The organism is Acinetobacter sp. YH12200 (assembly GCF_013418175.1).
GTDB classification, from domain to species: domain Bacteria; phylum Pseudomonadota; class Gammaproteobacteria; order Pseudomonadales; family Moraxellaceae; genus Acinetobacter; species Acinetobacter pseudolwoffii.
Genome location: NZ_VPCO01000023.1, coordinates 1 through 15,962, shown reverse-complemented (window position 1 = coordinate 15,962; position 15,962 = coordinate 1). Strand labels below are relative to the sequence as shown.

15 protein-coding genes and 3 pseudogenes are annotated in these 15,962 nt (G+C 41.6%); 10 read left to right on the top strand and 8 right to left on the bottom strand.

All coding sequences use genetic code 11. The features are described from left to right. The first annotated feature begins 18 nt into the window (after positions 1-18). The 8 genes from arsC (at position 19) to FTU90_RS13145 (ending at position 5,940) form a co-directional block, all read left to right on the top strand. Positions 19-453: an arsenate reductase (glutaredoxin) gene (arsC, locus tag FTU90_RS13180; protein WP_005093706.1), complete on the top strand. Its 435-nt coding sequence runs from the start codon at positions 19-21 to the stop codon at positions 451-453. A gap of 286 nt (positions 454-739) precedes the next feature. After that, on the top strand, positions 740-1,759 hold the full coding sequence (locus FTU90_RS13175) for a permease (protein ID WP_180072818.1): 1,020 nt from the start codon (positions 740-742) through the stop codon (positions 1,757-1,759). 19 nt (positions 1,760-1,778) lie between these two features. After that, complete coding sequence (locus tag FTU90_RS13170; protein ID WP_005093701.1) at positions 1,779-2,018, top strand: thioredoxin family protein; 240 nt, start codon at positions 1,779-1,781, stop codon at positions 2,016-2,018. Positions 2,019-2,210: 192 nt separating this feature from the next. Next, positions 2,211-2,531 (top strand): metalloregulator ArsR/SmtB family transcription factor, encoded by a 321-nt coding sequence (locus FTU90_RS13165; protein ID WP_005093699.1) that lies wholly within the window; start codon positions 2,211-2,213, stop codon positions 2,529-2,531. A gap of 6 nt (positions 2,532-2,537) precedes the next feature. Continuing rightward, the gene (locus tag FTU90_RS13160; protein ID WP_074382687.1) at positions 2,538-3,011 is read left to right on the top strand and encodes an arsenate reductase ArsC; all 474 of its coding nucleotides are present in this window, start codon (positions 2,538-2,540) and stop codon (positions 3,009-3,011) included. Between the two features lie 5 nt (positions 3,012-3,016). Beyond that, positions 3,017-4,057: an ACR3 family arsenite efflux transporter gene (gene arsB / locus FTU90_RS13155; protein WP_005093695.1), complete on the top strand. Its 1,041-nt coding sequence runs from the start codon at positions 3,017-3,019 to the stop codon at positions 4,055-4,057. Positions 4,058-4,061: 4 nt separating this feature from the next. Beyond that, on the top strand, positions 4,062-4,766 hold the full coding sequence (gene arsH / locus FTU90_RS13150; RefSeq protein WP_035337425.1) for an arsenical resistance protein ArsH: 705 nt from the start codon (positions 4,062-4,064) through the stop codon (positions 4,764-4,766). A gap of 94 nt (positions 4,767-4,860) precedes the next feature. Further along, positions 4,861-5,940, top strand: coding sequence for an ArsO family NAD(P)H-dependent flavin-containing monooxygenase (locus FTU90_RS13145; RefSeq protein WP_005093691.1), 1,080 nt, complete (start codon positions 4,861-4,863; stop codon positions 5,938-5,940). A 103-nt stretch (positions 5,941-6,043) separates the two neighbouring features. Here FTU90_RS13145 and FTU90_RS13140 read toward each other — a convergent pair. The 3 genes and pseudogenes from FTU90_RS13140 to FTU90_RS13130 all read right to left on the bottom strand — a co-directional run. Then, positions 6,044-6,355, bottom strand: a pseudogene (locus tag FTU90_RS13140) (ion transporter); the annotation flags it as partial. 251 nt (positions 6,356-6,606) lie between these two features. After that, entirely contained in the window at positions 6,607-6,843 is a 237-nt protein-coding gene (locus FTU90_RS13135) for a VF530 family DNA-binding protein (RefSeq protein WP_002058193.1), read from the bottom strand. A 115-nt stretch (positions 6,844-6,958) separates the two neighbouring features. After that, a pseudogene (locus tag FTU90_RS13130) lies at positions 6,959-7,147 on the bottom strand (type II toxin-antitoxin system HipA family toxin); the annotation flags it as partial. Between the two features lie 30 nt (positions 7,148-7,177). On the opposite strand from FTU90_RS13130, the gene FTU90_RS13125 reads away from it, so the two are divergent. Beyond that, positions 7,178-8,125: an IS481 family transposase gene (locus FTU90_RS13125; RefSeq protein ID WP_373687599.1), complete on the top strand. Its 948-nt coding sequence runs from the start codon at positions 7,178-7,180 to the stop codon at positions 8,123-8,125. 264 nt (positions 8,126-8,389) lie between these two features. Further along, entirely contained in the window at positions 8,390-11,737 is a 3,348-nt protein-coding gene (locus tag FTU90_RS13120; RefSeq protein ID WP_180072816.1) for a DEAD/DEAH box helicase, read from the top strand. 17 nt (positions 11,738-11,754) lie between these two features. Here FTU90_RS13120 and FTU90_RS13115 read toward each other — a convergent pair whose 3' ends face one another. The 5 genes and pseudogenes from FTU90_RS13115 to FTU90_RS13095 all read right to left on the bottom strand — a co-directional run. Further along, positions 11,755-13,044: a type II toxin-antitoxin system HipA family toxin gene (locus tag FTU90_RS13115; protein WP_180072814.1), complete on the bottom strand. Its 1,290-nt coding sequence runs from the start codon at positions 13,042-13,044 to the stop codon at positions 11,755-11,757. Continuing rightward, a complete protein-coding gene (locus FTU90_RS13110) occupies positions 13,041-13,349 on the bottom strand; it encodes a helix-turn-helix transcriptional regulator (RefSeq protein ID WP_004282130.1) in 309 nt (102 codons plus the stop codon). Before FTU90_RS13110 ends, FTU90_RS13115 begins: the two co-directional genes overlap by 4 nt. Positions 13,350-13,538: 189 nt before the next feature. Continuing rightward, on the bottom strand, positions 13,539-13,799 hold the full coding sequence (locus FTU90_RS13105; RefSeq protein ID WP_159138970.1) for a helix-turn-helix domain-containing protein: 261 nt from the start codon (positions 13,797-13,799) through the stop codon (positions 13,539-13,541). Between the two features lie 291 nt (positions 13,800-14,090). Beyond that, entirely contained in the window at positions 14,091-14,453 is a 363-nt protein-coding gene (locus FTU90_RS13100; RefSeq protein WP_159138971.1) for an MbcA/ParS/Xre antitoxin family protein, read from the bottom strand. A 130-nt stretch (positions 14,454-14,583) separates the two neighbouring features. Further along, positions 14,584-15,837 (bottom strand): annotated as a pseudogene (locus FTU90_RS13095) (site-specific integrase); the annotation flags it as partial. Positions 15,838-15,962 lie beyond the last annotated feature (125 nt).

Below are 15,962 nucleotides of genomic sequence, written 5' to 3'. Positions count from 1 at the left end.
TTGATAAGAGTAAAGCTCATGGATCAAATGCCAAAAGTCCAAATTTATCATAATCCAGCCTGTGGTACCTCACGCAATACGCTGGCTTTAATTCGCAATGCGGGAATTGAGCCTGAAGTGATCGAATATCTAGTTACGCCTCCTTCTCGTGATGAGCTGATTCAACTGATTTCTGATGCAGGTTTATCGGTAAGAGATGCGCTCCGTAAAAATGTCGATCCCTATACCGAGCTGAATCTAGATGATGCCGGCTGGAGCGATGAGAAACTGCTTGATGCCATGCTGCAACATCCGATCCTGATCAACCGCCCGTTGGTGGTTACCGAGCTTGGAACCCGATTATGCCGCCCATCGGAAGTGGTACTGGATATTCTGCCTTCGCCACAATTAAAAGCCTTTGCCAAAGAAGACGGTGAAATCATCGTGGATCAACAGGGCAATCGGGTAAAATAAAGTGTCCCCCCTACGAAAAAGCTTCAACTTGATTGGAGCTTTTTTATCTGAAAAACACATGGACGATGATCCATATCATTTACATACTGAATGAAATAGGTTCTTGAAGGATAAAGGAATTGGATCATCAGCAGGCAGTTTCCCCGTATCAGGTTTTGACAGAGAGTACCATTTTTCAAATCTTACACAGGCTACCGACTGGAAACTGTTGCGCAGGTCAATGGTTCAAAAATCTGCCGATGAGTGCATCGACCTGATCTCATCCCCCTAAAACCAGGAGCTTTAAATGGAAAGCATAATCGCGATTTTTGCCTGGCTGAATGATGTGCTGCTTAAAATGACCTGGCTCTCGGAAGGCGTGCGCTGGCTGGTCGAAAATGTCTTCGGTTTATCGGTGGTGACCCGGCTCGGTGGCAGTATTCACTTCTTTATTTATGATGTTTTTAAGATCTTTATTCTGCTCTCAGTCCTGATCTATAGCCTGTCGTATATCCAGAGTTATTTTCCGCCTGAACGCACCCGGCAGATTCTGGGACGCATGACCGGGATCAAAGCCAATATCATGGGGGCCTTGCTCGGCACCATTACCCCATTTTGTTCCTGTTCTTCCATTCCGCTGTTTATCGGTTTTACCCGTGCCGGACTGCCTGTGGGGGTGACCTTTTCCTTTCTGATTTCATCTCCCTTAGTCGATCTGGCTTCGATTATTTTATTGGCCAGTATTTTTAACTGGAAAATTGCCATGATCTATGTGGTTCTTGGTCTGATTTTGGCAGTTATTGGTGGATCACTCATCAGCTTTTTCAAAATGGAAAAGTATGTCGCTAAATTTGTTACGCAAAATAGTACAGCTCAGGGTGATGAAGATTTTAAAATGTCTGCGAAAGAGTGCCGGGAATTTGCCTGGGAACAGGTGGTGGAAATCTTTAGCAAGGTCTGGATGTATGTGTTGATTGGCGTAGGGATTGGCGCGGCAATTCATAACTGGATTCCTGAACAGTGGATTACCGCCTTGCTTGGTCAGGATCACTGGTATTCCGTACTGATTGCTACAATCATAGGCATACCGATGTATGCAGATATTTTTGGCACTTTGCCGATTGCAGAAGCTTTGGTGGTGAAAGGTGTGGGGTTGGGGACGGTATTGGCCTTTATGATGGCGGTAACAGCACTTTCCCTGCCATCCCTGATCCTGTTAAAACAGGTGGTGAAAACCCGCTTATTGAGCCTGTTTATAGGGATCGTTTTTGTGGGAATCTTGATTATTGGCTATAGCCTGAATACTTTGGGTGACTGGTTTTTATAAAATGTATGGAGAATAAAAGATGAAAATTAAAGTTTTGGGTACAGGCTGCCGTAAATGTAAGGCCCTGTTGGCTGCAACTGAAGAAGCAGTGAAAAGCACCGGTGTCAAAGCGGACATTGAGTATGTCACGGATATGATGCAGATTGCCGAAACCGGACTGTTAAGCACACCGGGTCTGATGATTGACAGTAAAATCGTATCGAGTGGTAAAATTCTGGAAGCTCAGGCTATCGCGGAACTGATCGAGAAAAATAAATAACTTCAAAATTAAAGTTGTAGCGAAGAAAACCAGTGGTTCAAGTCGCTGGTTTTTCTATATTGGAAGAAGAGGGAAACTGTTAAATCCAGCGCTTTCTGGCTGTGATATCCTGATCCAGATATAATTTTTCACTTGTACTATTTACTATATATATGGATATGTATATATTTGCATAATAGAAGGGGAGCAGCTATGGACCACGTTCAGTTTTTTAAATGTTTATCTGATGAAACACGTCTCAGTATTGTCCTGCTGATTGCGGAAAATAAAGAGCAATGCGTCTGTGATCTGACCGATAAACTGCAGTTAAGCCAACCAAAAATTTCACGGCATTTGGCCTTGTTGCGGTCTTGCGGTCTGCTCAACGATCGTCGGCAAAGCCAGTGGGTGTACTACAGCCTCAATCCGCAATTACCGGCCTGGTGCTTTGAAATTCTGGACGTACTGAAACGTAGTGACGTTCCGGTTTTATTTGATTCTTCCGCTCTATCGATTCAGAGCCATTGCGAGTAAGTTTTCATGAAATTTTTGTTTTTATGCACGGGGAACAGTTGCCGCAGCATTCTATCTGAAGTGTTGTTCAATAGCCGTGCGCCAGAAGGCTGGGTCGCTTACAGTGCTGGCAGCAAACCTTCCGGTCAGGTGCATCCCTTGACGCTTGAAACCCTGCACAATCTGGGCTTGTCGACTAAAGGCTTATCCAGCAAGACGATTGATGCCTGTGAACAGTATCAGCCAGACGTGGTGATTACCGTCTGTGATGCGGCTGCACAGGAAGCGTGTCCTCTTTATCTTGGCGGAGCGATCAAGGCGCACTGGGGCCTGTCTGATCCGTCACATTTAGAGGTGGATAAAGAAGAAAAAATGCAAGCCTTTATGAACACTGTTGAACATATCAATCGTCGCCTGGATACTTTGTTTAAACTTAACGTAGATGAACTTTCTCGCTCACAATTGATTGCAGCGATTAATCAAATTTCGAATGTTGAGTAAGTCACATGTCTGAAAAACGCATGTCCTTTTTAGATCGCAACCTGACGCTGTGGATTTTTATTGCCATGGCGTTAGGCATCGCAATAGGAAACTTTTTTCCTCAAGCATCGGTTGCTCTGGATCAATTCAGTATTAATTCAGTCAATATTCCAATCGCGATTGGTCTGATTCTGATGATGTATCCACCCCTGGCAAAAGTGGATTATGCGACCTTGCCACAAGTGTTTAAGGATAAAAAAACCCTGACGCTATCTTTAATTCAAAACTGGTTGATTGCTCCGGTACTGATGTTTGCGTTGGCTGTGATTTTTTTGCATAGCTATCCAGAGTATATGACAGGCGTGATCCTGATTGGTTTAGCTCGATGTATCGCCATGGTACTGGTGTGGAATGGTCTGGCCTGTGGTGATAACCAATATGTTGCAGCATTGGTGGCGTTTAACAGTATTTTCCAGATTTTATTCTTCAGTACCTACGCCTGGTTATTCCTGACCTTCCTTCCGCCATATTTTGGTATTGAAGCTCAAGTGATCAATGTTAGCTTCTGGACCATTACCCATGCTGTTCTGATTTATCTTGGAATTCCGTTCTTATTGGGTTTCTTAACGCGCTTAATTTTGGTGAAACAAAAAGGCGTGGAATGGTATCAAACCAGGTTCATTCCAAAAATCAGCCCGCTGAGTTTAATGGCTTTGCTGTTTACGATTTTGGCCATGTTTAGCTTAAAAGGGGGTGATGTTGTGAGTCTTCCACTGGAAGTTTTACGCATCGCGATTCCTTTAATCATTTACTTTGTGGCCATGTTCTTTATTAGCTTCTTTATGAGTAAATGGATGGGCAATGATTATCCAAAAACTGCTGCAATCTCATTTACTGCGGCTGGAAATAATTTTGAATTATCACTTGCAGTCGCCATTGCAACTTTTGGTATTGCTTCGCCGGTTGCTTTTACCACGATTATTGGGCCATTGGTTGAAGTACCTGTGTTAATTGCTTTAGTGAGTGTTTCACTGTGGCTAAGAAAGAAATATTTTAAAGAGGCTTGATATGATGAACCTGCCTAACGTAGATCCAAATCTTATTGAACAACCCACCTTTGAAAAAGTCCAAGCCAAAGAACTAGCTCATCCTCCTCGGATTTTACTGCTCTATGGGTCTAATCGGGAACGTTCTTACAGTCGCCTTGCAGTTCTTGAAGCTGGTCGAATCCTTGAATATTTTGGGGCAGAAGTAAAAATCTTTCATCCTAAAGGGCTTCCTTTACCTGAAGATGCGGATACTGAGCATCCAAAAGTAAAAGAGTTGCATGAACTTTTAGCATGGTCAGAAGGCATGGTGTGGTGTTCACCGGAACGACATGGTTCTATGAGTTCCATCTTTAAATCCCAGATTGACTGGATTCCACTGGCAGGGGGCGCAATTCGTGCCACTCAAGGAAAAACCCTTGCCTTGATGCAAGTCAGTGGGGGATCACAGTCCTTTAACAGTCTGAACCAGATGCGTGTTTTGGGGCGTTGGATGCGGATGATCACGATTCCAAATCAGTCTTCAATTCCAAAAGCATTCCTGGAATTTGAAGAAGATGGACGAATGAAGCCATCAGCATTCTATGACCGGATTGTGGATGTGATGGAAGAACTGTATAAATTTACCTTGCTGACTCGTGGTCAAAGCAAATACCTGACAGATCGTTATTCAGAACGCAAGGAATCGGCTGAAGAGCTTTCCAAACGGGTAAATCAGCGCAGTTTGTAAGACTGAATTTGCTTGATCAGGCTGTCCGGTCAATCAGAGAAATCAGCAGAAACCCGCTGAAAAAGCGGGATGCTGCATCAAGAACGACAGAAAAATGCAAGGGGAAAAGGCTTTGGACATAAAACAGATCGAAACAGATGTGATCATCATCGGTGCTGGACAGGCCGGTTTGTCCACGGCTTATTTCTTAAAGCGCAAGAATATTCCGTTTATCATCCTGGATGATCAGCCTCAGCCTGGAGGTGCCTGGCAGCATGCCTGGGAGTCCTTGCGTCTTTTCTCCCCCAATAGCTGGAGTTCGCTGTCGGGCTGGATGATGCCGGCGACCGAACAGACCTATCCGACCCGCAATGAGGTGATCGATTATTTGACCGCCTATGAGCAGCGCTATCACTTTCCTGTAGTTCGTCCGGTGCATGTGGAGCGCGTGGAAAACAAAGGGACATATTTAGAGGTCTATGCCGGGGAACAATCCTGGAAAGCCAAAGCGGTGGTAAGCGCTACAGGGACATGGAGCCAACCATTTATTCCCGAGTATGCAGGTCGTGAGCATTTTCAGGGTATACAACTTCATTCAGCAGATTATAAAAATGCTGAGTTATTTAAAAACAAGAAAGTCATGATCGTGGGTAGTGGCAACTCCGGTGCGCAAATCCTGGCCGAGGTTTCCCAGGTAGCTGAAACGCTTTGGATCACCCAGACACCGCCGCAATTTCTGGCAGATGATGTCGATGGCCGTGTCCTGTTCTTAAGGGCGACCGAGCGTTTGAAAGCCCAGCAGCAAGGTAGAAAGATCGAGCAGCCCATTGGTGGTCTGGGCGATATTGTCATGATTGATTCAGTCAAAGAGGCACGTGAGCGAGGCGTTTTACAGAGCAAGCGTCCATTTTCGGCTTTTACCGAACATGGCGTGATGTGGGAAGATGGCAGCACCGCGCAAGTGGATGCAGTGATCTGGTGTACCGGATTTAAGGCGGCGCTGAATCATCTTAGCAGCCTCGGGATTATCCAGCAGGACCAGACCATCGCAGTGAAGGATGGCCGCTCGGTTCAGCTGCCGAATTTATGGCTGGTCGGTTATGGGGAATGGACCGGTGCTGCTTCGGCGACGCTGGTCGGAGTTTCCCGGACATCCAGGGCAGTGGCCGATGAAATCGCTGCGTTTTTAGATTGAAATGACTTGATCCTGCTTCAAACGAAAAAATTGAGTGAATAGCATCTGCCTGCAACAAGTATCATATCCTATGGTCTGATGCTCGCGATGATCTGGCTACCTTTTAATCAGGTAACTTATGCCCACAATGCGGGCAGAAGAAATACTTGTTTTTTTCCTGCTCGAGTTGTTCTTTCTTGCGCTCATGAATAAGCTCTAACAGGATATCCTGCATTTGCTCTGTGCTCAGCCCGACTTCTTTACGTAAAGTTTCAATTTTTTCTTGATCTTCAATCAAGTCAATTTCTGCGTCATCAAGCAGTTCACGAAATCTTAATTCCAGCTTGTGTTTGCGTTGTCTCAGCTCATTGGCCAGGCCATTGGCCAGAATACCCGCAGGAAGTGCTGCCAGACCTACCCCTAAAATGGTAATGACCCCAACCTTGGCAAGAGTCACCGACATAAAATACACTAAATAACATAATTGGTATTTTAATAAACTCTATATATAACAGTTGTATAGAGTTTTTATTTTGTGTGGTGTAATTTAAGGTAGGGTGGGGTACTTTGATTTTTGGTCACTAATTTATTGTGATAATCAACAATAATAACCAACATACACATGCTTAATCTAAAGGTGTTTTACTGACTGGTATAATTTTATAATGAGAGGGGTGTTGCCTGGGGCTACGGTTTCTGTTTTGCCTTTTGGCGTAAGACGTACAAATATAAGCTTTCTACTTTTTCACGTGCCCATGGTGTGGTACGCAAGAATCGCAATGATGATTTAACACTTGGGTCTATGCAAAAACATCTAATTTCAATTTTACGACTTAAACCTTCAAAGCCACCGTAGTAATCCAATAATTCATCCAAAATGTCAGCAAGTTTTTTGCCGTGTAAAGGGTCATTGGAGGTGTTCATAATAGATCAATCGTATTTTGGGTGGCCATTATTATAACCTGGGCTAGTTGGAAAACTAGAGAGTTGGAATGTAAGTAATGATGGACTGAATAGCCACCAAAATTCTGGAGCACACCCAGCCATCGGGTGATGCATCATATATATGACTTGGTAATCCCATTTGCTGTGTAGGAAAGTTTTTTCTTAATGGGTCACCTTTTAATGGAAGTAGGTAAGAGGAAAGCTCTAAACCTTTACGGATCGCTTCAGCACTGTATTCAAAGGCAATTAATGGTCGACCTGTGATTGCTGTTGAGGAGACCAGTGTACCCTAAAGCCAATATTCACCCCATTCATTGTAGTAAACATTAAGTTTTTTGAGCATGGATTTATTTCTGAACCGTACCGGGTTTGTCGGAGATGTGGCATTTCTAGACCAACGTTACGCAAGTGGTGGAAACGATATTCTGAGCAAGGTATTGATGGATTAAGTAGCCAGAGTAGACGTCCCTTAAAATCGCCAAATACTAAAATCAATGCTGAGCTAGAAGCCTTAATATTAGAAATGCGCTCAGCTAGAAATTTTGGTGCTCGACGTTTGCAAACAGAATTGATGAGGCTGCACGGAGTCTCGTTGTCCTTAGCGACTATCCATAAAGTACTATCCACCCATCAAGTCAAACCGATTAAAAAATTCCGTCGTAAAGCAGATTTCATTCGTTATGAACGCCCATTATCAGGCGATAGAATTCAAATGGATACCTGTAAACTGGGTCCAGGACTATATCAGTACACATCTATCGATGACTGCACACGATATCGCGTTTTAAGGATATATAAACGCCGAACAGCAGCGAATACTCTCGACTTTTTAGACTGCGTAATTGAAGAAATGCCTTTTCCCATACAGCGAATACAGACCGATCGTGGGTGGGAATTCTTTGCTGAAAAAGTACAGAAAAAAATGATGCAGCATGGAATCAAATTTAGGCCAAATAAACCAGGTTCACCTCATCTGAATGGCAAGGTAGAGCATTCGCAAAAAACTGATAAATCTGAGTTCTACGCTACTGTAGATATCGATTCTGAGGATATCCAAGACAAGCTAGCCGAATGGCAGCATTACTATAACTGGATGAGACCACATTCAGCGTTGAAAGGTAAAACACCGATGGAGAGGTACTTTGAATTATGTGAAGAAACTCCTTTCTCAGATGAAGTCCAGAAGCAATACAACCCCTCAAATGAACGGATTCAACATGCCAATTACAAGACGGATCTAGAGATCGCTAAATTGAAATGATCTCTATGAATCACACATAGAAACAATGCTAAAACTTTTGACCCCATTTGGTTTAAAATTAACTGTTGTGAAGAAATGATCACTTTCTATCAGGATATTTTCGATCTCAATGAACTGTTTAACTTCTCGAATTTGATTGTCTTTATTCACAATATTCCTATTGAGTGAGTCGAATCTGTGCTCAGGTTGAGCAGTTCGGCTACTGTTCTGAAATGACAGCTTTGTCCGTTATAATTGTATAAACATTTTTAGTGTCTGGTAATTATGTCCTCATTGATCAATTTTCTATCTCGCTTTAGTACTGCAACTATTCAGCGCAGCCTTAGCTATGCTAAACACATTGATAGGGAAACGATTGAGTTCTTTGAGGAAAAAGACGGTGTCACGATGTATGCCCAAATTGAAGGGACAGATTATTATGATACTGCGATTACCTATAATCCCCAAAAAGACCGTTTAATTGATGACGACTGCACTTGTCCGGTTGGATATAACTGTAAACATGCTGCGGCTTTAGCGCGGTTATTCTTTCAGGAATATCGCCAGGAATTTCAGCAGCGTTATGCTGACTCTCAATCCCCACAGGGAATCGCAAAACGCAAACAGGGGTATGATCAGGCGCAACGCTGGTTGAATGATTTTAAACGGTATTTACAACAGACTGAACCTGAGCAGCCTGCCAAAACAAACACATGTTTAATTTACCTGTTAAATCAGTCTGTCAGCTCAAAGAAATTGACCCTTGTGGTGCAGAAGGCCAGACGCAATAAAAATGGCTCGATTGCCGGTGAAAGTGATTATACGCACTATGAAAATATCACCAGAAAGCATCTGACTTTACCGGAACAAAAACGACAATTATTTAACCAGATTTATTATTACGCCAAAATAAACAGCGACGAGCGTTTTTATCAAAGCAATCTTGATATCTCCGGAATTTCATTGGAGCACTTTAAATCTTTTATTCAAAGTGGCGATGTGTACTGGCAAAAAAAGAGCTATGCTGCACTTCAATGGTCAGAACAAGGCTATCACATCGAATTGATCTGGGAACAAGGTGTCAACAAACAGACGGAGCATTTAAACATTGAATTGGTCAATGGCGATATTCGACTCGATTTAAAATCAAATCCACATATCCAGATTCTCGCGAGCCAGCCACCATGTTATGTGGATATTCAACAGAACACGGTGGGCCAGTTATATGGTGAATATACGGCAAATCTGCTCTACCATTTTTTACAGATGCCTGATCTTCCAGCTACGCTCTTGCCAGAGTTTGAGCAACTGACTCATCAATATTCAGACGTGAAAAATCTGCCTCAGCCCGAGTCTATTCAGCATGTTGAGGTCCTTGAGGGTAGCCCCCAGCCAATTTTACGCTTTGGTGTTTTAGATAAATTTGATTGGAAATTAGAGGAGTCTGTTTGTGCTGAAATTGAATTCTCCTATGCAGGTGGGCGAATAAAAGCAGGTACATCAGGTGACAGTTTTATTGGTGAGCAGCATGGCAAAATGGTGCGACAGCTTCGGGATTTTGTTCAGGAACAACAGGCAATCCAGCGTTTACAATTGTTGGTCGAATCACTGGAGTGGGTGAAAGATCTTAGCTATTACCAGCAATTAAAACTGGATAAACAACGTCTCGATTCTATGGTTTTTGCTTTCTATGGAGACTGGATCAAGCAGCTGATGCCCATCAATCAAATTGAATTGATGGGATGGCAGATAGAGCATCTGGAACACAGCCCATTTAAGCTGCAATATGTTGAAAATTTAAATATTTCCATCACTGAATCTGAAAGCCAGCAGGACTGGTTCGATATCGGGGCGACGGTTCAGGACAGTGCAGGCAATTGTTATGATTTGCTCGATGCAATCGTAGCTTTGGTGCAAAAAAATCCTGATTTACTTGATCCACGGACTTTTAGTTATCTGAATGACAGCCAAATTTTCACCCTGAAAACTGCAGTGGATCAACCTGATTTGGCTCTATCCGCCAGGGACATTAAGCCGGTATTGTTGCATCTGCAGAGCATTTTACAGCAAGAAGAGCGCAGTATCGATCGCTATGATGCGAGTCAACTATTAGAATTACAGCATAATCTTGGGATGACATGGCAGGTCAGTGACCAGCTGCAGCAATTTGTACAGAAATTCAAACAAGGCTATCAGCAACAACTGCCGACACCACAAGGTTTTCAGGGGGAATTGCGCCCATATCAGCAGCAGGGCTTAGGCTGGTTACAGTTTTTAAGGGAAACCCAGCATGGCGGGGTTCTGGCAGATGATATGGGCTTGGGCAAAACAGCACAAACTTTAGCGCATTTACTCATGGAAAAGCAGGCTGGTCATTTGCAGGACAGCCCCGCCTTAATTGTTGCACCCACATCGCTGATGCATAACTGGTTCAAAGAAGCGGAAAAATTTACACCTGAGCTCAAGGTACTGCTGCTACAGGGCCCCGACCGCCATCAGTATTTTGAGCAGATTTCACAATATGACATTGTGTTAACCACCTATCCGCTCTTGGCGAGAGATGAAGAGCAACTGAAGCAATATGAATATCATCAACTCATTTTGGATGAAGCGCAGAATATCAAAAATCCGCGTGCCAAAGCTGCACAGGTGGTACGGCAATTAAAAGCACGACATCGCCTATGTCTAACCGGTACACCTATGGAAAATCATTTGGGTGAGCTGTGGGCACTATTTTATTTTCTGATGCCAGGATTTTTATATTCACAAGAAATCTTTAATAAAAAATACCGCTATCCGATTGAAAAACGCGGTGATCAGCAGTTAAGGCAAAAGTTGGTAAACCGCATTAAACCCTTTATTTTACGTCGCTTGAAAACTGACGTTGCCAAAGAATTGCCAGAAAAAACCACGATTGAAGTCAATATTGATATGAATGAACAGCAATCCAAGCTATACGAGGCTGTTCGTGCCACGATGCAAGCCAGCATTCAGAAAATTGTGGCAGAAAAAGGCTTTAAACGTAGTCAAATTCAAATTTTAGATGCCTTACTGAAGCTACGTCAGGTGTGCTGCCATCCTAGCTTACTAAAGCTGGATTCAGTGAAAACCGGGCAGGCACACTCTGCCAAACTTGAACAGTTGATGGATATGGTCGTTCCAATGGTGGAAGAGGGGCGAAAAATTCTTATCTTCTCTCAGTTTACCTCAATGTTGGAACTGATTGAGCAGCAGCTCCATCACGCAGAAATTGGCTATGTGAAACTGACTGGAAAGACCAAGAAACGGGATGAAGCTATTACTACATTCCAGTCTGGACAAGTGCCGGTATTTTTAATCAGTCTGAAAGCAGGAGGGGTCGGTCTGAATTTAACCGCCGCAGATACAGTCATTCACTATGATCCATGGTGGAACCCTGCTGCTGAAGATCAAGCTTCAGATCGTGCATGGCGGATTGGACAGGACAAGCCGGTATTTGTGTATAAGCTGATTACCAATAAAAGCATAGAAGAAAAAATTCTTGCCTTACAGCAAAATAAAGCAGAACTGGCACACTCTATTCTAAGTACAGATCATGAGGGCGAAGCGAAACTGACGGAAAATGACGTGATGAACTTGTTTGAGAAATTTTAGTTTGGTTTCAGATTACCCTAATCATTTGTAAGTATCTGAAAGTGCGGATGCAATTTTTTCCAATGTTGTCTTAATTTTTCTTTATGAGCAGGAATCATAGGTAAGTCTAGTAATAGCACTGGCCATACTGACCGTGCTTTGTCCATGATCGCGTGAAGTTGTTTTTCAATAACACGCCATGGAACGCCGACTTTTTCTGCCCATTGCTTAAAATGCTTCATCTCAGCTAGATACCAATCTTTATTTTTGGCAAGATTTAATGCGAAATGACGCTCATTTTCAATATATACACTGGTCATTAATATATCGTATGCGGGAGATAATCTTGGGATTCTTTTATCGTGATAAATCATACTCCAGTTCTTTAAGTGTGCATCTCCATTGGCGAGTAAAATATTTATGAGTAAACGGCTAGCAAATTGCTGAATATCAAAAATTTTGTTATCTGAAAATTGATAAATGATCTTTCCTATCTGCTCATAATTTGTGGTGCTGTATTTCTGATGTGGATATGCGCCGAAGATCTGAGCAAAATCTTCGATGTGAATAAGGTCTGTAGTATCAGCAGTACTCTGTCTATCAAATCTTTTGATTGCGAAAGCATATTGCTCTTGGGGTAAATTTAATGGTGGAAGGTCTTGTAAAAGGGCCATATCCACCAAGCGAATCTCAGGGACATCTATTCCGACCGTTTTGGCAAGGGTCATCATAGAATATTCATTTAGCGGAACAAAAGCATGTCTGGAAGAAGGAGTTTTGATAATCCAGTCCCCGAGTAGAGTCGTTTCCGTTGCCTGTGCTAGTGTAAAACGCCCATCTTTGGCTTTCATGGAAAACTTCATTTGGACGCCGGCCAAGGAAAACTTATTATCTGTTCGAATCTCTTGCTTTAAAATTTGATCTGGATTCGAGATCTGCAGTTTGAATTTTATTTCATCTGGAATTTCTTCTGGATCTAATGGAGTCGCAATGAGTGCTCCAGGTAAATCATGACCTAAATCTGCCAATAACTGAAATTCATTGTCTATATGTACTTTGAGGCTTTGTGCAATCAGTTCACGTAATGCCCCTTCTGGTAGCAAGTTTGATAGCAAGGGGTGTAAGCGCTGATGTGTAACATAGGTCTTTTCTAAAATTTTATCCGCTTGAGGATACAAGGGGGAAGTTAGCAGGCTCAAGGTCGGACGTTGCTGATCAAAGCGGAAAGAATCTGTAAAAACCAGAATATTTTTTCCGCTCTGAAATCCTGCCAAGTATCCAACGACAGCGTGATGTAATGTTAATTTCAGGACGGCAACAGTATTCATGGTTCCTCTCCTCCGAGAAGACCCTTCCATGGGTTAGTCATTAAGTCATCCTGATCTTCAATAGTGACTTTAATTTCATCATTCAATAATTGTCTAATCAAATGAACCTTATCATCAGGGATGAGCATCAGTTGAGCATTTAATCCTGCCGCGATAATTTCTAAGGTCTCTAATCGAGGGTTACCCTGACTTTCCAACTTTTGGTATTGCTGTCTTGAAATGCCTGTACGGGATTGCATATCAACTTGCTTTAAGCCCAATTGGGTTCGTCTTTTTTTGATTTGCTGAAGTAAAGACTTATTCATTGTAGATACATTTATTGCTTTTAGGTCATATAAGAAACATATTAGTTTCTTTTTTTTTGAAAAGCAATTTATGAATTTATCATTTCGATCTGTAAAATAGCCCTACTTGTATGAGAAATGGGTGTTCAAGTTGTTGTTGATTTTGCATTGTTGGACGTAAATACCAAATGATAGAGCCTGTAAATAATTTCATTCATCATCTTCCGAAAATATTGCTTCAATTTCATCCCACTGCGGCAATTTATGCTTTTTTTTATTCACTTCGAATTGTAAACCAACACCATCAAGCACACGTTCAAATATATCAAATGAACCTGTAAAATGGCCATTTTCCATCTCTGAAATTGTTGTTTTATTGACTTGAGTTTTTTCTGCAAGGCTTTTCTGTGTATAGCCTAACCCTTTTCTTGCCAAACGTATTTCTTTACCTATTTCACCTCGTGTAGCCATTTTTTTCTCCCGAAATTTGTTAGCCATATAGCAAACTTTTAACTAATTATGGTGAATGTTCGCTATATAGCAAACTTTTTATAATGGTTCTTGAATAGCTATTGAGTTTATAAGGAGGATTTGCCTCGCATCAGGTTAATAAAATCCAATATATAGCAGCAGTTCGCAATTAATTGACGGAATTAGGCCAGACATATACATCTTGAGAAGAAGAGGGGATTCTTATACCTCGCATTTGAATTATTGGAGAGGACTATCACTTTCAAATTTTTCTGTAATACTTTGCTTATCTTAAAGTTTAGCCCGAAGACCTTCCACCAATTGTAAAACAGAGGCCAATCCCTGAGGGTTCTGAATCTGTTCTATTGGAATACCACTCAACAATTTATTGGGTGATTTTATAAAATGCTGCATCCAGGCTGTATCCCCACCTGTCAGAGCATCTAGTGATGTGGTAATACGGATTAAAGTGAGGGCGATTTCTCCCTGTTTTGAAGTGGGATCTAATTCAAGAGAGGTTAAATTTTTCACTGAATCTATATTCAGTATTAAGGCTAGTTGATCGTGTGCAAGACCAAGTCGTTCAGCAGCAGCTAAAACTGCCTTAGCTAATATCATTTTCTGTTTTGCAGTTTTTTCTGATGTTGTACGCATGACCGATCCCTGTTTCAGACGCTGCTAATTCATAGAGTTTATACTATTTAATTATCGTTGATCAGACATCCAATTTTTACTAAAGATATATTAAATTTGGCTTTAGATAAGGAAGCAACGGTTAAATTATTTAACAGCATGTAGTTATTTTTAGACTTTCAGCTTTAAGTTCAAGAGATCGTGGTCTACCGATACAGGCTAGATGTAAGCAAAATTTAAATGCAGCAAGAGCATGACCATCTTTTACTGAGTAGAGTTGTAGACGAGGAAATTCCTCTTGAGTTGATGGATGTTTATCTGTTGATGCTTTTGCTAATTTGAAAAGTTGAGGCTGTTGTTTAGCATCTAACTTTGTTTGCAAATCTTGTCCAAATAAGTGCCAAAATTTGGCAGGAAATAAAGCCTTAACCTGGGAATAAAAATGTTCGAGATGATTGATATCCTTCCAGCGATAATGGATACCTGTGTGTGATGCGGTCACTCGACTCAAAAATACATTCAAAATGAATTCAATTTGTATTGGATTTTTGCGAGTTATTTTCTGTAGATGTTCAAAAAAATAAGTCACAGCGTGAAGCTCTTCAGCGGTATCAAGCATCGCTGGCTTTAAAAGGGTTGAGCTATCAATACTAAATAAACGAGGATTCCCTTTTTTTGATTTAATGTCTGCTAAATTTAGGGCATTTTCATACCAATAATTTACGAGCTCTTCTGGTAAGCATATACGTTGAGCTGCACTTTTAGGATCGTGAGTAGTCTCTAATAAGTTGAGTGTTTCATAAAAGCGTTGAAGTGAAATTTTAGAATCCTCTGTGCCGGCGAAAAAAGCAAAAAAGTCATGGGGTTGATTTGTTTGTACTGACAGTTCGTTAAGAATGTCAGTAGCATTACTTTGGAGCCAGTTTGTTTGATCGTTCAATAATATAGTTGCTAGAACTGCCTGATTTTTTTCAAAATTAAAGTCTTTTTCATCCGTTGTTATTTTCAAATTTTTAAACGTTGCATTGTAGCCCATGATTTTTTTAGCCAGTTCATTTGGCATATCTGGATGATGTTTCAGTAGTTTTTGACCAGCAATGAGATAACTAAAGTGAATATAACTTTTGAAAGTTTCAACGGGTTCTATATGCCCTAAAAGATGTGCAATAACAAACCAATGGTTTTGTCCATGTTGATTTTGAAGAAGTTCAGCTCGAATTTTTTCATATTCGTTTTCACTATAGTCAGTCAGCTCTTGCACAAGTGGTGCATATTCACAGTTCAGTAAAAGCGATAAATGATTCGCTGCCGTGTGACGAAAAGAGTGAAAGGAGTAATGATGCTCTTTAAAGACCTGATTCAATATCAGTTTTAGGGGCACAGTGACAGTGTGTTTATTCAGTTTGAACCGTACCGGGTTTGTCGGAGAGTTTTTTATTTAAGTTAGGCCACCTGACCTAACGGGTTAATCTTATCATAGTACATTGCTTCAAAATCAAAAGGTGATACATAACCTAGTGCACTATGTAC